Consider the following 16468-nt stretch of genomic DNA (forward strand, 5'->3'; position numbering starts at 1 on the left):
GGGGCTTTCTTGTATCTGACGCTCCCGAAAGTGCTGTGCACTTTGGTCGCGTCCGGAAGCCCGGCGCGTTGAGTCCCGCTGGTGCGCCAGCCCGACCGCTCAGTATCCCCGCTCAGCTAAGCCATAACTCGAACTTGACTGGCTATCTTGGCAATCATTCGGATAGCCAGGATTGATGACCGTGCCTACAGTTTTCTTACCTGCACAATAATCAAATCGCCCTTTCAGGTAGCCAGCACGGTATTCTTCATACTCAACATCAGAAAAGCCGCCGCGTTTGCCGAGATCTATTTCATTCAACTCACGATAGCCTTGCTCTCCATGATAGGTACCAAGCTCTTCCCACTGCTTGTTTTTCGCCAAGTCGATTTCATGCTGGCTTGAACAAGCACCTAGAAAAGTGAGTGAAATGCCCAGTAAGCAAAGACCAAGTAACCTAGCCATGGTTTTTCCTCAATTAACGAACTGAGTTAATTATGGTTTATCCATTGAGAGTTGCCACTGCCCGGCGGCCGCTTTCGCTCATTGTCCCCAGCATTGCTAATAATAGCCCCATACCAGCTCCTATCACCATCAATCCTCCCAAGTGCCAAGCTTGGCTGATCCCCAGTTTTAACAGGCCATTGCTTAGCAGTGACGCAAACACCATTTGGCAGGCCCCGGAGAGGGCTGAGACCGTACCCGCTTTGTTGCCATAAGGGACGAGCAGCAGCGATTGGGCACAAGGAAAAGCGATACCGTTGGCCATCGCCATCAGGAAGTGACCAGTGACCATCCAGATCGGTGACAGGGGGGCTGCAATTAATACTGAGCCGGCCACTAAGTGTAGCAACGGAGAAAGCATAAGCATTCTCTGTGTTCCTAGGCGAGGGCGAAGCCTTTGGCAGATTAAACCACCACATAGCAAGCCGAATGCAGGCCCCATTGCCCAAAGAGCGTAACGCTCGGAAGTCATCCCGATCTGTATCTGCATGATAAACGGCATCATCGAGATAGACAGGACAACCAGCGAGAAGTTAACCCAGCCGATACCGGCGAAGGAAAGGAAGTGCCGATCTTGGATTAATGACTGATAGGATCTGGCCAATTGGTTGACAGACTGGGGGCGTTGAGTTGTTGATAGGGTTTCAGAAAAGCACAGTAGCAACAGTATCCAGACAATAGCGATATAGCCCAGCAGCACGACAAACACCGTTAGCCAACCAAAATGGTGGTTCACAATTCCGCCAACGACGGGGGCCATGATCGGGGTAAATGCGGCTACAATTGCTAACCAAGTCATGGCTTTGACCAAATCTTGGCGTTGGTAGCTATCTCGAATAGTGGCCCGTGCTAATACTGCCACACTGCCTGCGCCCATCCCCTGGATAATCCGGCCTAGCAGTAACCAATGGAAGGTGTCTGCTTGCAAGACAGCGACCGCCAACCCTAATGCAGCAATTAATAAGCCGCTTAACAATACGGGCCTACGTCCAAGGACATCGGATAATGGGCCATAGACAAGCTGTGAGGCACCGAAGCTGAACAAGTACCCTGAAACTAATAACTGGGCTTGTTCAGTAGAGAGTTGAAGGGAGACAGCAATGGCAGGTAGTGCTGGAAAGACCAGTCCTAAACTTAATTGTCCGATGCTGACAATTAAGCATGCAAGCAATAGTGGTTTCCAGTTAAATCCGGCCATTTTATCTCCTGTTGTGTGGATTATCCCTAAGTAACCTTAAGTTGCTGGATTCAGAACTTAATCAATGTGCTCAGTTCAAGGGAAATAACCGAATGGAATAGTTAGCCTATTGCTAAGTTATTTGACGCTGAAGTAGGGGAATTGATTTGTACCCGAAGGGCGAGGTTGCTCAGGACTATGCTGTGTTAGCGACTTTAGAGACTCGGTTGGTCAATTGCCGCCGACCCTTAACTTCCAGCCAATTCTTGCTGAACCAAGCATACTTAGGTGGCTTGGGTGTAAATATTATGCACGCTTAGAAGGGGAAGGATAAGCAGCGCAGGCTCAATGGATTATTTCCCAGTGGGAACGAGTATTAACTTACTTACTGATCGTGTAGGTAAAGGGGCTTGAGAAGGAAAATTTGCTGCCAGTGGTTTGTACCTTGCCTTGCTTCATCGCAACCAGTACTTCTTTTTGCACTTTGACCAAGGAGAAGAAGCGGATCACCATAAAGATGATGAACATGGGCATGATGATTTGAGTCACCGGCATGCTGTGTAATACCAGTTCGTTTATCAGCCATACTGCCAGCATTAGCAACATCACATACAATGAATGGGGTTTAAGGATGATTTTGATCTCGCTATCAGTTTCTTCCCGTTCACAGAAAAACGTCATTACTTACTCCTTATCTTTGTTTGCTGCTACCTTCTCATCAACGTCAGAAAGAAAAAACGCCTCTGATGAGGCGTTTTGTTACAGGCGATTAATTGTTGCTGTGTAACTCGCTGTTCAGCTCTACCGCTGATTTGTTTGCCAGACACTCGATCTGACCTGTCACTGAGTTGCGACGGAACAGTAGGTCTGAAACACCTGCAAGATCGCGTGCTTTCACCATTTCGACTTCCTGGCCGCTCTTATCTAGCATGCGGACTTTTGAACCCGCCGTCACATATAGACCAGACTCGATAGTACAACGGTCACCCATTGGGAAACCTAGACCGGCATTGGCACCCAGTAAGCTATTTTCACCAATTGATACAACGACTTTACCGCCGCCAGACAATGTACCCATGATAGAAGCACCACCACCGATGTCAGAGCCGTTACCTACAACAACACCTGCAGAGATACGGCCTTCAACCATGCTCACACCGGTTGTACCCGCGTTGAAGTTGATGAAGCCTTCGTGCATAACGGTTGTGCCTTCACCCACGTGGGCACCTAAGCGAACACGTGACGTGTCAGCAATACGCACGCCAGTCGGTACTACGTAGTCGACCATTTTCGGGAACTTGTCGACACAGTCGACAGTGATAGTTTCGCCATTCAGGCGAGCTTCCATTTGGCGATCAGCCAGCTCAGGCAGATCGATAGGACCTTGGTTGGTCCAAGCGATGTTGTGAAGCAGACCGAAAATACCGTCTAGTACCACGCCGTGAGGCTTAACGAGGCGATGAGAGATAAGCTGTAGCTTCAGGAAGCCTTCAGACACTGAAGTTGGCGCTTCGTCAGTAGCAAGGATCACAACAACAAGCGGTTGCTCTGAGGTCGCAGCCTTAGTTGCGAAGCTTGCGCTGGCTTCTTCACCTGCAGCGCTGAAAGCGGCTGCAAGGTCGGCGCTCTGGGCTGCCGTGATTTCGATAGCCTGATTACCTTCCTTGTAATCGACGATAGCGGCAATGGCGTCAACTAGCGCGTCAGCTGGATTTAGGATCGGGGTTGGAAAAAACGCTTCGATGATTTTGTTATCGCGGTTTTTGGTTGCAGTTCCAAGGGCTAGTGAAAAGCTGGCCATTACTGTTGGTTCTCCATGTCAAAGTAATTCATGCCGGACTATAGGTCGGCAAAGTGTGATGAACCCATCATAAAGACACTTGCGCCGATATTGAAGGGGGGAGGGAGGAATCGGTGAAAAATGATGAAATTATGACAATGAGAAACGGCTATCGCTATTGATAATTTTAGCGTCGGAACATACGGCTGCCGAAAACAAAAAAACCTCCCAGAAAAGGAGGTTTATCATGAAGGATATTAGTCGGTTTAGTTATTAAGCCGCATCATCTTGTTGCTCGGCAACAACTTCAGGCTTAACCGCTTTTTTCTTCGGAGCGGCTTTCTTCTTCGCTCCTAGTGCAATTAGCACGTCTTCACGTTTTTGTGCCAAGAATAGCGAAAGCTCTTCTTGTTTGGCTTCATCCTCGAAAAGTTCACTTTCGCTTAGCAAAGTAAACATCTCGTCAGCCATATCTAGCATTTTGTCGTATGCGTCGGCTTCGGACTTAGAGGTGAAAGTCATCTTTTCTTCTCCGTTGCGCTCAACTACATATTTGACGATAACAGCCATGGTCACCCTCTCCCGAAATTGATTTACTGGCTGTTTATACAGTAGCATTAAGGGCTATGTCCAGTGATAAGCGTGTTAATGTGATGGCAAGAGAAAAATTTTCGCAAATATATGCCCGAGCCGCAGAGCGCAAGGGTGGAGTGGGTGTGCTAGAAAGCATGTTGGCGACGCCATTGTCAGCTGAACAGCTAAAACAGATAGGTGATGATCGCTGGTTGGCAGCATTTACCCAGAAAGTTTTTCAATCTGGGATCAGCTGGCAGGTTGTACGTAACAAATGGCCCAATTTCGAAGAGGTATTCTTCGGCTTTGATATTGAAAAGATGTTGTTGATGCCGTCCGAAATGTGGGAGCGAAAAGCGACTGAGCCAGCGATCATCCGTCACTTGGGCAAGGTGATGACTATTCCTGATAATGCTCAGATGATCCACGAAGCTGCGCTTGAACATGGATCTTTTGCCGCTATGGTCGCTGACTGGCCGCAGGACGACATTACAGGCCTCTGGCGCTATTTAAAAAAGCACGGCAAGCGCTTAGGAGGCAATACTGGCCCTTACACATTACGTATTATGGGCAAAGATACCTTTATTCTGAGCCGGGATGTTGAAGCCTATTTGCGTCAGACCGGAATTATTGATGATGGGAGAGATACGCAAAAATCATTGAAGGCTGCGCAAACAGCCTTTAGTGATTGGCAGCAGGAGTCTGGCCGAGCGATGTGTCAAATCAGCCAGATCATTGCGTTCAGTAGTGGTGATAACCGGGTGTGATTTTATAGGCGCCACTGCTGACAAAAGGTGATGAATAGCTTCAGCAATGGGCTTTGGTATTTCTCTTTGTGGTAGAGCAACCAGTACTGACGTTGCATATCGAGCGGTAACGGCAGAATGGTAAGGCGGTTGTCTTTGACTGCATGCTCGACGGCGCGGCGGGAGAGGCAGGTAATACCAAGGCCTGCAGCAGTACAGTTGATAATGGCCTCAGTGTTGTTGAGCTCAAAAGCCTGATGCCAATTTTCCAGTCGCGGGGCCAGACGGCCAAAGAAATATTCGCGGGTCCCGGAGCCCGGTTCGCGCAGTATCCATTCGCTGTGTTCAAGATCGCTCAGGCCAAGCTGCTCAACCTGTGCCAGTGGGTGGGCGGGGTGGCAGGCCACCACCATTTCGTCACCCAGCCAAGGGATCACGGCCAGGTTGTCGGCTTGTACCTTACCTTCGACAAGGCCGATATCTAACTCGAACTCACTGAGCATATGGCAGATTTGGGCGGTATTGGCGATAAACAGGCTCTGATCACAATGGCCAGAGTTTTGGCGGAAGTCCCGCAGCAGGAACGGGGTCACTTGGTTGCCGACAGTATCGCTTGAGCCGATCTTAAGCTTTCCGGTTACTGGGCCTTCTTGGCAAAACAGTTGCTCGATATCCTGGCTGCGCGCCAGTAGCTCATCGGCCAATGGCAGTAAACGTTTCCCCTGTTCGTTGATCAGTAGGCGGTTATTGTTGCGGTCAAACAGCTTGTGCCCAAGTTGTTTTTCTAGCTCGGAGAGTGCCATGCTGACAGCGGGTTTGGAGAGATATAGCTTCTCGGCCGCCGCGGTAATGGTTAGCTCTTGGGCGACAGTGACAAACACTTTTAATTGGCGTAGAGCGATATTCATCAGGTTGTCTCTTGTTTTGTCTATTTATTTTGCCTTTGGTTTCGTTTTTCTTAACGATGCATTAATTTAATTCAAATATCCTAAACGATTAAGTGCCAATAAACTAGCTGGGTATTAAATAGTAGTGACATGCTGTCGTTGGGGAGCAAAGAAATGATTACCGTAACAAAGCAAAAAGTACTCGGTGCTCCGACACCAATGGCTGGCTTGGCTTTAGGCATTGCTAGCCTTGGTTGGTGTTGGGAAAATGCCGCGGATCTTGGAGGTCAAGGACAACGGGTCGGGGCTGGGATAGCGAGTATCTTGTTGGTGGTGTTGCTGGTTAAGTTTCTTATTCACCCCAAAGCCCTGTGGCAAGATCTCAGCCATCCGGTTGTGGGCAGTGTCGTACCGACGTTTGCCATGGGGGCCATGGTCGTGTCTAAGGCCTTGGGGGGCGACTATCCGATTGCAGGCCAGGCTTTGTGGCTAGCAGCCGTTGTACTGCACCTGATCTTTTTGGCACTGTTTACTTACCACCGCGTAAAAGATTTTGAGCTGCACCACATGGTTCCAAGCTGGTTTGTCCCACCTATTGGTATTATCGTCGCTGATGTGGCTTTTCCTGGCGGTGCGTTGCGCCCATTGGCGGAAGGTCTGCAACTGTTTGGTATGGGGATTTATGCTGTGATGCTACCTCTGATGATTTACCGCCTGATGTTCCGTCATGAAATTCCCGATGCCGCCAAACCAACGATTGCGATTATGGCTGCGCCCGCAAGTCTATCTCTGGCTGGTTATCTCACTGTCACCCCGCAACCATCACCGGTCATTATTGCCTTGCTTGGCGGGATTGCAGTACTGATGACATTTGTCATCTACTTGGCATTATTCCGCCTGCTACGTTTAACGTTCAGCCCAGGCTATGCCGCATTCACTTTCCCGTTAGTGATCAGTGCGACAGCGATGTTTAAAGCGACTGCTTGGATGACCACTGAGGGATATGATGTGGAATATATCCAGCAGGTGTCGGCCTTAGCTCACTTTGAACTTTATGCTGCGACGGCGGTAGTGAGTTATGTTGCCCTTCGTTATGCGGCATTCTACCGTCCAGTTTCTCAGTTGCTGCACTGCCTGACACCTCGCCGTGCGTGATATGTGGCATGGAAGCTCGGTGCTTGAGATGTCATCTGACTAATAGCCCAGCAATGCAGGGCTTTTTAATGATTTGAATTTGCAGCTAATCCATTGATGATAGACAATCAAAGGTAATTTCCTCTACCGGTGAGTCACTCGCGTGTTTACTGTTTATCACTCTAATCAACTGGATCTTCTTAAGTCCCTGCTTGTTGAGCTTATCCGTTTGGATCCATTGGCCAATCCGTTCGAGCAAGAACAGATCTTGGTCCAAAGTCCTGGTATGTCACAGTGGCTGAAATTGGAACTGGCGAAGTCTCAGGGGATTGCCGCCAATATCGAATTTCCGCTTCCGGCAACGTTTATTTGGAACATGTTCACCCAAGTGTTGAGTGATGTGCCAGAGCGTAGTGCCTTCAACAAAGAGGCCATGACCTGGAAATTGTTGCAGGTGCTACCAGGGCAGTTATCGCGTCCAGAGTTCGTGCCGCTGGCTAACTACCTGTGTGACGATCCCAATCTCGTCAAAAGTTACCAGCTGGCTGAAAAAATCGCCGATATCTTTGACCAATATTTGGTGTATCGGCCGGAGTGGATCCAGTCTTGGGAGTCTGATGTGATAGATCCTGAGCTGGTGGAAGATCACCCGTGGCAGCCCTTGCTGTGGCAGTCGCTTTATGATCACACCTTGGCTCTGGGCCAGTCGCCGTATCACCGTGCCAATCTGTATGACCATTTTATCGAGACCCTTGAAGGTTATTTGCAAAGTGGCTCGCCATTACCCAAAGGGCTGCCTAAGCGGTTGTTCGTATTTGGTATTTCAGCATTGCCGCCGCGTTATCTCGATGCGCTAGCGGCGCTGGGTAAACATATCGATGTCCACCTGATGTTTACCAACCCTTGCCGGCATTACTGGGGTGATGTACGCGATCGCAAATTCCTTGCCCGATTGGCCGCCAAGCAACGCCAGCAGTTGCAGTGGTGTGCTGATCACAGTGAACACGGTGCGGTGATCTCGCCGCTCAAAGGGGATATTGAAGCCAATGTGGTGGATGAAACCCATGAGGGAGCCGTCGGCAATACTTTGCTGGCGTCACTTGGCAAGCTGGGCCGGGATAACTTGTATCTGCTATCGGATATGGAAGCCCATGAAGTTGAGGCGTTTGTCGATATCGAGCCAGATTCACTGCTCCATGCCGTCCAGGCCGATATCCTCAATTTGGACGATCGAATCAATGATGAAATCACCGAGTCCAGTCACCATAAACTGGCCATTGCCGCCGATGACAACTCGCTGAGTGTCCATGCCTGCCACTCGCCGATGCGCGAGGTCGAAGTACTGCACGATAATCTATTGGCGATGCTGGCGGAGAGTCCTGATTTATCACCCCGTGATATCGTGGTGATGGTGGCCGACATCAACAGCTACAGCCCATACATCCAGGCGGTATTTGGCAATGCGCCGGGTGATCGCTATATACCGTTTTCTATTTCGGATCGCAGTGCCGATCAGGAAAATCCCGCGTTACTCGCTTTCTTGCGTCTGTTGGCATTGCCGGAAAGCCGCTGCCAGGCATCGGAGCTTTTGGAGCTGCTTGAAGTCCCGGCGGTCATGGCGCGGTTTGGCTTTGATAGCGACAAGTTCGAACGGGTCAAGCTGTGGATTGAAGAAGTGGGGATCCGCTGGGGGCTGGATGATGACACCGCCGAGGAGTTCGCCTTACCACGCCAGCAGCAGAATACTTGGCTGTTCGGTTTACAGCGTATGCTGCTAGGTTATGCCATGCCACAAGAGGCCGGGTTGTACCAAGGCGTGCTGGCCTATGAAGAAGTGCAAGGGATGGATGCCGAGATGGCAGGCCAGCTTGGTCTGTTCATCGAAACCTTGATGCATTATCGCCAGCAGTTGGCACAACCGCAGCCGATTGCGAGCTGGATAGCGGTGCTCAACCAGATGCTGGATGACTGCTTTGCGGTGGATATTGATGGCGAGATGGTACTCCGGATGATCCGCGACAAGATCCAGCAGCTTGAGCAGCAGTTGGCGGATGCCGGTTACCAGGCCGATATTACCCCTGCGGTGATGCGCGATTACCTCAATGGCAAGTTATCGGGTGAACGGATCAGCCAGCGCTTTTTGGCTGGCCAGGTGAACTTCTGTACCTTGATGCCGATGCGCTCTATCCCGTTCAAGATCGTGTGTTTGCTGGGAATGAATGATGGTGTCTATCCTCGCTCGATCCCGCCCGAAGGGTTTGATCTCATGGCGGGCCAAACCCGTCACGGTGACCGCTCGCGCCGGGATGATGACCGCTATTTGTTCCTCGAGGCTATTCAGTCTGCCCAGCAAGCCTTGTATATCAGTTATGTGGGGCGTTCTATTCAGGACAACAGCGAGAAAGTCCCGTCGGTACTGGTGAGCGAATTGCTTGAATATTGCCAGCAGGGATATTGTCTTGACGGTGATGAAGCCTTACCCGTTGACGAGTCGGCACATAAGTTGGTGACCAACCTAACCAATATCCATCCATTGGTGCCTTTCAGTCCGCAGTCTTTTAGCGGTGGTAACAATAGTTATGCCGCAGAATGGCTTCCGGTCGCTAATCAGGCTTTCATCGAGCCTGAAATATTCCAGTCTGTGCCGCTAGATCCGGATTTGAGTGACGACAGGGCTGAGGGCGTTTTGGAGCTGGCGGAACTGAGTAGATTCTGGCGTTTGCCGGTGCAGTATTTCTTCAACCGCCGCTTGAAAGTGTTCTTTGATAGTCACCAGGGTGGGCCGGAAGATGATGAGCCCTTTGCCCTCGATGGCCTGGGACGCTACCAATTACGTGAAGCCTTGCTGACGACTTTCCTCGACTGTCAAAGGCAGCCTTCACAAGGCAAGCCAATAAACCGAGACCAAGTGTTCGAGCAGTTTGCTCGTTACCAGCAGGCGGCTGGAGGCTTACCAGTGGCACAATTTGGTGAGCTGGAATTGTTGGAAGAGCGTGTTCAGATAGAGCAATTGGCCGACAGCGTGGCCCAGTTTATGGCTCAACCGTTACCGGATGTTGAAGTGGACTGCGTGGTGATGGTTGCAGGGCGTGGGATCCGCCTGCAGGGATGGCTCAAGCATGTCACTCAGCAAGGTTTGGTCCGTTACCGACCAGGGAAAATCCGGGCGCAGGATATTTTGGCCTGTTGGCTGGATCATTTGTGTTTTGCTGTCATGAAGCCAAGTCAACCGACCTATCTTGTTGGGGTTGATGGCTGCTGGCAGCTCGAACCAGTATCGGCAGAGTATGCGGTGGAACAATTGGCGGTACTTATAGAAGGCTATGACCGCGGGCTAACCCACCCGTTGCCCTATTTCCCCCGAACTGCCCATGCAGGGATCCAGGCTTGTATCGATAAAAAGGGACAATGGTGTGACGATCCTACGACCTTGACGAAAGCCGACGGCAAGAGGGCTGAGGCGTTTAACGGCGGTTATATGTTCGACGGTGAAGGCAATAACAGTTATATCCACCGGGTGTGGCCGCTATGGGATGACGAACTTGCTGCGCAGTTGTTGCAGTGGGAAACCCATATTCTAAGGCCTGCTGTGATGCAGTTGCGAGAGGTTGAGCAGGACTAATTGTACTTGTGGGTAAGGCAGGGAGGTGTAGTGTGGCCGCCAGCAAATCATTTTTGATTGTAGGGTGTTCGCTGTACGGCCACCGGTCCAGAGGTGACCAAGTTTCGTGGTTCAGATACTAGCGGAGCCACTGGGTGGAAACCGTGAAATGTCTCTCATATTAATAGATGAGTTAGCGCTTAATTTCGATATATTTATTTGAATTAGTGCTAGATCACAAAAAATAATTTTGTACGGGCGGGGTTTTCTGATGAAAACGTGGCCCAGTTCACTGATAGGAATCGGCGTATTCTATGACTCAACAATCTCTTCTCATTACTCCTGAGCCGCTGGAGCCGATGTGTTTCCCGCTCCACGGCAATCGCTTGATAGAAGCGTCGGCCGGTACCGGGAAAACCTTCACCATTGCCAGTTTGTATTTGCGCTTGCTGCTTGGTCATGGTGACGATCAAACTCGGTTCCCCCGTGAGTTGACCGTTGATCAGATTTTGGTGGTGACTTTTACTGAAGCGGCGACCGCTGAACTGCGTGATCGTATTCGTCGCCGGATCCATGATGCCCGTTTGGCGTTTAGCCGGGGCAGCAGTAATGATCCGGTGATTAAGCCGCTACTGGCTGATATTTCCGATCACAAGGCGGCTGCCGCGATCTTGCTTCAGGCCGAACGGCAGATGGATGAGGCCGCGATTTTTACTATCCATGGTTTCTGCCAGCGGATGTTGACCCAGAATGCTTTTGAGTCGGGCAGTTTGTTCAACAATGAATTTGTTACCGAAGAAAGCCACCTGCGGGCGCAGGTCGTGGCCGATTTCTGGCGCCGTAATTTTTACCCGCTGCCGCGAAGCCTGGCGGCCGAAGTTCGGAAAATCTGGGCTGCCCCGGGCGCATTGCTAAAAGAGATCAACCGCTTTTTGTCTGGTGCTGAAATCACCGTTCGTGCCCCAGAGCTGAGCGGCAGTCTTGAGCAAGTGCATGAAGATAATTTGCAGCGCATCAATCACGTCAAACGACTGTGGCGAGACAGTGCCGATGATTTGCATGACATTATTGCCAGCTCTGGGGTGAACAAGCGCAGCTATACCAAAACCAGTTTGCCCAAAGCGCTGACTGAAGTCGGCGAATGGGCCGAGCGGGATAATACCGGTTACCGATTGCCAAAATCGCTGGATAAATTTGACCAGCACGTGTTATTTGAGAAAACCAGCAAAGGCCAGCCACCGGAGCATCCAGTGTTTGTGGCTATCGGTGAGCTGTTAGCGGACAAGCCCAATGTGCGTGATCCCTTGCTGGCCCATGCGATAAAAGAGTGTCGCCAGCTGTTGATTGATGCCAAGCAGCGCAAGGGTTGGCTCTCTTTTGATGATCTGCTAACCCAGCTTTCGGCTGCATTGAGCCAAGATGAAAGCGGGTTGCTGGCGAGCCGGATCCGCCACTTGTTCCCGGTGGCGATGATCGATGAATTCCAAGATACCGATCCGCTGCAGTACAGTATTTTCAGCACCATTTATGGTGAGGGCCGCTATGGTGAAGACCACCTTGAAAGTGAGCAGCCAGAAGATACGAGATCCCTTTGCGGCCTGTTTATGATTGGTGATCCCAAGCAGGCGATTTATGCTTTTCGTGGTGCTGATATTTTCACCTATATTCAGGCACGACGTCAGGTTACCGCTCACTATACATTGGGCACCAACTGGCGCTCGACCGCGGAAATGGTGGGTGCCGTCAACCGGATATTCCAGCACCCAGACCGACCGTTTATCTACGATGAAGACATTACCTTCTTGCCGGTTGATCACAGCCCGAGGGCCCAAGGGCGCGGTTGGCAACTTGATGGCGTGAAGCAGCCTGCCATGTGTTTTTGGCACCAACAGGCCGAAGAGCCGGTGAAGAAAGGCGATTACCTGCAGGTAATGGCCGAAGCAACGACCGCCGAAATTCAGAAAATCCTCACCCAATCGCAGCAGAACAAAGCCGTATTGGTAGACGGTGAGCAAACCCGGCCAATTCATGCCAGTGATATTTCGGTGCTGGTGCGTACCGGTAGCGAAGCGGCCTTGATCCGCCGTACCTTGGCCGATCAAGGCATTGCCAGTGTTTATCTTTCTAACCGCGACAGCGTATTTGCCTGTACCGAAGCGGTGGATGTATTGCGTTTCTTACAGGCGGTACTGACCCCGGAAGATGACCGTAATATGCGCGCCGCATTAGCTTCAAGTTTGTTTGCCCTGACAGCACATTCGCTTGATGCGATGAACACCAGTGAAACCGTCTGGGAGCAATATGTCTCGGAATTTCGTGGTTACCGCAAGTTATGGCAAAGCCGCGGGGTGCTGCCGATGCTGCGCCACATGCTGGCCCAGCGTAAGATCCCGGAAACCTTACTGAGCCAAAACGGTGGTGAAAGGCGGGTAACCGATATCCTGCATATTGGTGAGCTGCTACAACAGGCGAGCCAAACCCTCGACAGTGATCATGGCCTGTTGCGCTGGCTGGCCGAGCATATTGAAGAGCCCAACGGCAATGCCGATGAGCAGCAGTTGCGCTTGGAGTCAGACCGTAACTTGGTTCAGATTGTTACGATCCACAAGTCCAAAGGGCTTGAATATGACATCGTCTTCCTGCCATTTGTCTGTAGTTATCGTGAAGCCAATACTGCGCTGTTTCATGATGAGCTGAGCCAGCAGTCGGTGCTGGATATCGCCGCCAGCGAAGAAAGTATGGAGCTGGCCGAGAAAGAGCGGTTAGCGGAAGATCTACGCTTGTTGTATGTGGCACTGACTCGTGCCGTGTATGGTTGTTATATCGGGATGTCACCGATCCGCAACGGTTTGAGCCGCAAGGAGCCAACAGGCTTGCACCGCTCGGCGATTGGCTGGTTGGTACAAAACGCCCAAGAGGGCGGCTTGACCGAGTTGGCAAATGCGCTGGACGCACTGGCTGTGCAATCTGAAGCGGTAACGGTACTGCCACCGCCGCCCTTGCCTGATAGCCCGTGGCTACCGGTTGAGGAAGAGAAGCCGCAGTTGTCGGCATCCGTGTTTGATAAACACATTGACCGTAGCTGGTGGATCACCAGTTATTCGGGGCTGATAAAACAAGGCCATAGCCATCATGATGCCTCTTTCGAGTTACCGGGTTTTGATACCGATTCATCGGGTGATGAAGCCTTGGGTGATGAAGAGATTGAACCGGCCCGCTCGATTTACACCTTCCCGAAAGGGGCAAGGCCGGGGACCTTCCTGCATACCTTGTTTGAGGAAATTGAGTTTACTGCGCCGGTCGACAGTCCGGCAACCACAGAGAAGATCCTGGAGTTGCTACGGCTGGAAAATTATGACGAGGAATGGCTGCCGGTATTGCAGACCATGATCCGCGATGTACTGGCGTGTCCGCTCGATGGTGATGCGATGCGGTTAGGTGAGATGGCGCCAGCCCAACGCCTGACCGAAATGGAGTTTATGCTACCGATCAATTTGTTGTCGGCACCATTACTCAACAAGGTGATTGCCCGTCACGACAAGCTGTCAGCCAAAGCTGGTGAGCTGGGTTTCGCCACCGTCAGTGGCATGCTTAAGGGCTTTATTGACTTGGTGTTCGAGCACGATGGCCGTTATTACGTGTTGGACTGGAAGTCAAACTGGCTGGGTGACGATCCAAACGTGTATCGAGGGGACATGCTGGATCATGCAATGGTCGATCATCGTTACGATCTCCAGTACCAGCTTTATGCGCTGGCCTTGCACCGCTTCCTGAAAAGCCGTAAGGCTGACTATAACTACGATGACCACTTCGGTGGTGTCTATTACTTGTTCTTGCGGGGAGTTAAGGCAGGCAGCGATAGCGGTATATTTCGTGCCAAGCCTTCTTTGGCTTTGCTGACCGAGCTGGAGACTTTGATTGATGGAGAATCACCCGATGCTTAACCACCTTGAGACCCTTGCTAACCTAGAGACTCTTGTCCGCCAGGGAAGTCTGCGTCCGCTGGATCACCAGTTTGCCAAATTTGTTGCACTAAGCAGTAGTCAGCCGGTTGTTGGAAGCCAGGCTGAAGCGGCAGTAACGATTGATCCGCAGGTGAGCCGTTTAGTCACGTTAGTTGCGGCGCTGGCAAGCTATGAGCTGGGGCAGGGACATGTTTGCCTGCTATTGTCGCAGATTGATACCGCACGGCTGTTTGGCCTGCCAAGCAAGCTCAGTCTACCTTTGCTCGATGACTTGCCAGAGCCCCACTTATGGCAAGCCTTGCTGGCACAGTCAGGGGCAGTCTCGGACGGTAGCCGCGCAACACCACTGGTGATGGATGGCGAAAGGGTTTACCTCAACCGCTATTGGCAGTTCGAGCAACTGGTCGCTTCCCAGCTTCGCCTGCGGGCGCAAGGAGGAGGAAATGATCTTCAGCCTGAATTGATGGCCTCCAAACTCGATGAATTGTTTGCCCGTGATTACCGTTACTTGTTTGCCGCCTTGCAACAGCTTGAGCAACAAGGGGGCACCGCGCAGGATCGTCAGCGGGAAGTCTGTGACAAGCTGGATGTTGTCACCTCATCCGCTTTGGATTGGACGGCAATAGACGCCGCTCTTGTCGTTGCCGACAGTGTCGAGGCGCTGTCGGTATTGGATACCTTGGTACCGGCCGAGAGCTGCCTTAACTGGCAGAAAGTCGCGGCAGCTGTTGCCCTGACTCGTCAGTTTGCGGTGATCTCTGGTGGTCCAGGTACCGGCAAAACGACCACGGTCGCCAAATTGCTGGCGGCCTTGGTGACCCAGGCTCTCCAGCGTAATGTGCGGGACGAGCAGGGAGCGTTGTTATTACCTGATATAAAGCTGGTGGCACCTACGGGTAAAGCGGCAGCAAGGTTGACCGAGTCGATTGGTTCGGCGGTGGATTCTCTTGCGGTTGACGACGTTGTGAAAAGCAATATCCCGACCCAGTCCAGTACCATTCACCGTTTGCTGGGTGCTATCCCCAACCGGGTGGCTTTTCGTCATAACCACGAAAACCCGCTGCATTTGGATGTCTTGGTGGTGGATGAAGCCTCGATGGTGGACTTGCCGATGATGGCGCGATTGCTCGATGCATTACCTGCCCATGCCAAGCTGATCTTGCTGGGTGATAGGGATCAGCTGGCTTCGGTAGAAGCCGGTGCGGTACTGGGGGATATTTGTGGCTTTGCCGAACAAGGCTACACGACTGAGCAAAGTCAGTTACTTGGCCAATTGACGGGTTTTCGCTTCCAACAAGCACAGGCTGCTCCGTCTGCGGTGGCCGATAGCTTGTGTATGTTGCAAAAGAGCTATCGCTTTCATGCCCAGTCGGGGATCGGCCAGTTGGCCAAGGCGATAAATAGTGGTAAGCCTTATCTGGTTGAGCTGGTTTGGCAAAAGGGCTTTCGCGACATTCAGTTTTATCCGCTGGGCAGCGAAAGTTACCAGACGATGATCACCAATGTGGTGACCTTCTATAGCGATTATCTCGATGCTATTGCCGAAGGCAAAGTGCCGGGGGATGTACTCAAAGCCTTTGCCCAAGTGCGCCTGCTGTGTGCGGTACGTGAGGGTGACTTTGGCGTTACAGGCTTGAATCAACGAATTGAACGGGCTTTAACCCGCAAGGGCAAGATAGCGCCGGGTGACGAGACTTGGTATGTCGGCCGGCCGGTGATGATCAGTCAAAATGATCATGGACTGGGGCTCTATAACGGTGATATTGGGATTGCGATGTATGACAGCGAGGTTGATCCGCAAACGGGTAATCGCAAACTCAGGGTGTACTTCGAGATGCCGGACGGCACTATTCGTGGTGTGCTACCAAGCCGCTTACCCGAGCACGATACGGTGTATGCCATGACGATCCACAAGTCGCAGGGCTCTGAGTTTGCCGATACCCTGATGGTACTGCCACCTGATTTTAGCCCGATCCTGACCCGTGAGTTGGTGTACACCGGGGTGACGAGGGCGAAATCCAAGCTCTATATGTTTGCCACCCATGAGGTACTCAAGCGCTCGGTGACCATGCGTACCGAGCGGGCGAGTGGTTTGGCTAGCTTGTTATCCTAAGCTGAATTA

At 51.6% G+C, this 16468-nt stretch carries 11 protein-coding genes; 5 read left to right on the forward strand and 6 right to left on the reverse strand.

What is annotated here, in order from left to right; all coding sequences use genetic code 11:
- Positions 1–99: 99 nt before the first annotated feature.
- The 5 genes from NHN17_RS10540 to NHN17_RS10560 all read right to left on the reverse strand — a co-directional run bounded on the left by NHN17_RS10540 (position 100) and on the right by NHN17_RS10560 (position 4010).
- Entirely contained in the window at positions 100–444 is a 345-nt protein-coding gene (locus tag NHN17_RS10540; RefSeq protein WP_255042395.1) for a hypothetical protein, read from the reverse strand.
- A gap of 37 nt (positions 445–481) precedes the next feature.
- The gene (locus tag NHN17_RS10545) at positions 482–1681 is read right to left on the reverse strand and encodes a multidrug effflux MFS transporter (RefSeq protein ID WP_255042396.1); all 1200 of its coding nucleotides are present in this window, start codon (positions 1679–1681) and stop codon (positions 482–484) included.
- A 360-nt stretch (positions 1682–2041) separates the two neighbouring features.
- Positions 2042–2341 carry a hypothetical protein gene (locus tag NHN17_RS10550; protein ID WP_255042397.1) on the reverse strand — a complete coding sequence of 100 codons (300 nt, stop codon included), beginning with the start codon at positions 2339–2341 and terminating at the stop codon, positions 2042–2044.
- Between the two features lie 88 nt (positions 2342–2429).
- Positions 2430–3461 carry a 2,3,4,5-tetrahydropyridine-2,6-dicarboxylate N-succinyltransferase gene (gene dapD, locus NHN17_RS10555; RefSeq protein ID WP_255042398.1) on the reverse strand — a complete coding sequence of 344 codons (1032 nt, stop codon included), beginning with the start codon at positions 3459–3461 and terminating at the stop codon, positions 2430–2432.
- 252 nt (positions 3462–3713) lie between these two features.
- Positions 3714–4010 carry a YebG family protein gene (locus tag NHN17_RS10560; RefSeq protein WP_255042399.1) on the reverse strand — a complete coding sequence of 99 codons (297 nt, stop codon included), beginning with the start codon at positions 4008–4010 and terminating at the stop codon, positions 3714–3716.
- 83 nt (positions 4011–4093) lie between these two features.
- Here NHN17_RS10560 and NHN17_RS10565 point away from each other — a divergent pair, with 83 nt between their 5' ends.
- Positions 4094–4780: a DNA-3-methyladenine glycosylase I gene (locus tag NHN17_RS10565; protein WP_255042491.1), complete on the forward strand. Its 687-nt coding sequence runs from the start codon at positions 4094–4096 to the stop codon at positions 4778–4780.
- Positions 4781–4782: 2 nt separating this feature from the next.
- On the opposite strand, the gene NHN17_RS10570 is transcribed toward NHN17_RS10565, so the two are convergent.
- On the reverse strand, positions 4783–5667 hold the full coding sequence (locus tag NHN17_RS10570) for a LysR substrate-binding domain-containing protein (RefSeq protein ID WP_255042400.1): 885 nt from the start codon (positions 5665–5667) through the stop codon (positions 4783–4785).
- Positions 5668–5820: 153 nt separating this feature from the next.
- Between NHN17_RS10570 and NHN17_RS10575 the strand changes: the two genes are divergently transcribed.
- The 4 genes from NHN17_RS10575 to recD all read left to right on the forward strand — a co-directional run bounded on the left by NHN17_RS10575 (position 5821) and on the right by recD (position 16459).
- Positions 5821–6801: a TDT family transporter gene (locus tag NHN17_RS10575; protein ID WP_255042401.1), complete on the forward strand. Its 981-nt coding sequence runs from the start codon at positions 5821–5823 to the stop codon at positions 6799–6801.
- A 142-nt stretch (positions 6802–6943) separates the two neighbouring features.
- Positions 6944–10402, forward strand: coding sequence for an exodeoxyribonuclease V subunit gamma (gene recC, locus NHN17_RS10580; protein WP_255042402.1), 3459 nt, complete (start codon positions 6944–6946; stop codon positions 10400–10402).
- A 293-nt stretch (positions 10403–10695) separates the two neighbouring features.
- Positions 10696–14325, forward strand: a complete 3630-nt coding sequence (gene recB / locus NHN17_RS10585; RefSeq protein ID WP_255042403.1) for an exodeoxyribonuclease V subunit beta — start codon at positions 10696–10698, stop codon at positions 14323–14325.
- Complete coding sequence (gene recD / locus NHN17_RS10590) at positions 14303–16459, forward strand: exodeoxyribonuclease V subunit alpha (RefSeq protein ID WP_255042495.1); 2157 nt, start codon at positions 14303–14305, stop codon at positions 16457–16459. The genes recB and recD overlap by 23 nt, the downstream gene beginning before the upstream one ends.
- Positions 16460–16468: the final 9 nt, after the last annotated feature.

The organism is Photobacterium pectinilyticum, assembly GCF_024357955.1.
GTDB lineage: Bacteria > Pseudomonadota > Gammaproteobacteria > Enterobacterales > Vibrionaceae > Photobacterium > Photobacterium pectinilyticum.

Bases quoted from the DNA above. Each gene is read 5' to 3' on its own strand.
- NHN17_RS10540 (WP_255042395.1), bottom strand. From the start codon at position 444: ATGGCTAGGTTACTTGGTCTTTGCTTACTGGGCATTTCACTCACTTTT.
- NHN17_RS10545 (WP_255042396.1), bottom strand. From the start codon at position 1,681: ATGGCCGGATTTAACTGGAAACCACTATTGCTTGCATGCTTAATTGTC.
- NHN17_RS10550 (WP_255042397.1), bottom strand. From the start codon at position 2,341: ATGACGTTTTTCTGTGAACGGGAAGAAACTGATAGCGAGATCAAAATC.
- dapD (WP_255042398.1), bottom strand. From the start codon at position 3,461: ATGGCCAGCTTTTCACTAGCCCTTGGAACTGCAACCAAAAACCGCGAT.
- NHN17_RS10560 (WP_255042399.1), bottom strand. From the start codon at position 4,010: ATGGCTGTTATCGTCAAATATGTAGTTGAGCGCAACGGAGAAGAAAAG.
- NHN17_RS10565 (WP_255042491.1), top strand. From the start codon at position 4,094: ATGGCAAGAGAAAAATTTTCGCAAATATATGCCCGAGCCGCAGAGCGC.
- NHN17_RS10570 (WP_255042400.1), bottom strand. From the start codon at position 5,667: ATGAATATCGCTCTACGCCAATTAAAAGTGTTTGTCACTGTCGCCCAA.
- NHN17_RS10575 (WP_255042401.1), top strand. From the start codon at position 5,821: ATGATTACCGTAACAAAGCAAAAAGTACTCGGTGCTCCGACACCAATG.
- recB (WP_255042403.1), top strand. From the start codon at position 10,696: ATGACTCAACAATCTCTTCTCATTACTCCTGAGCCGCTGGAGCCGATG.
- recD (WP_255042495.1), top strand. From the start codon at position 14,303: ATGGAGAATCACCCGATGCTTAACCACCTTGAGACCCTTGCTAACCTA.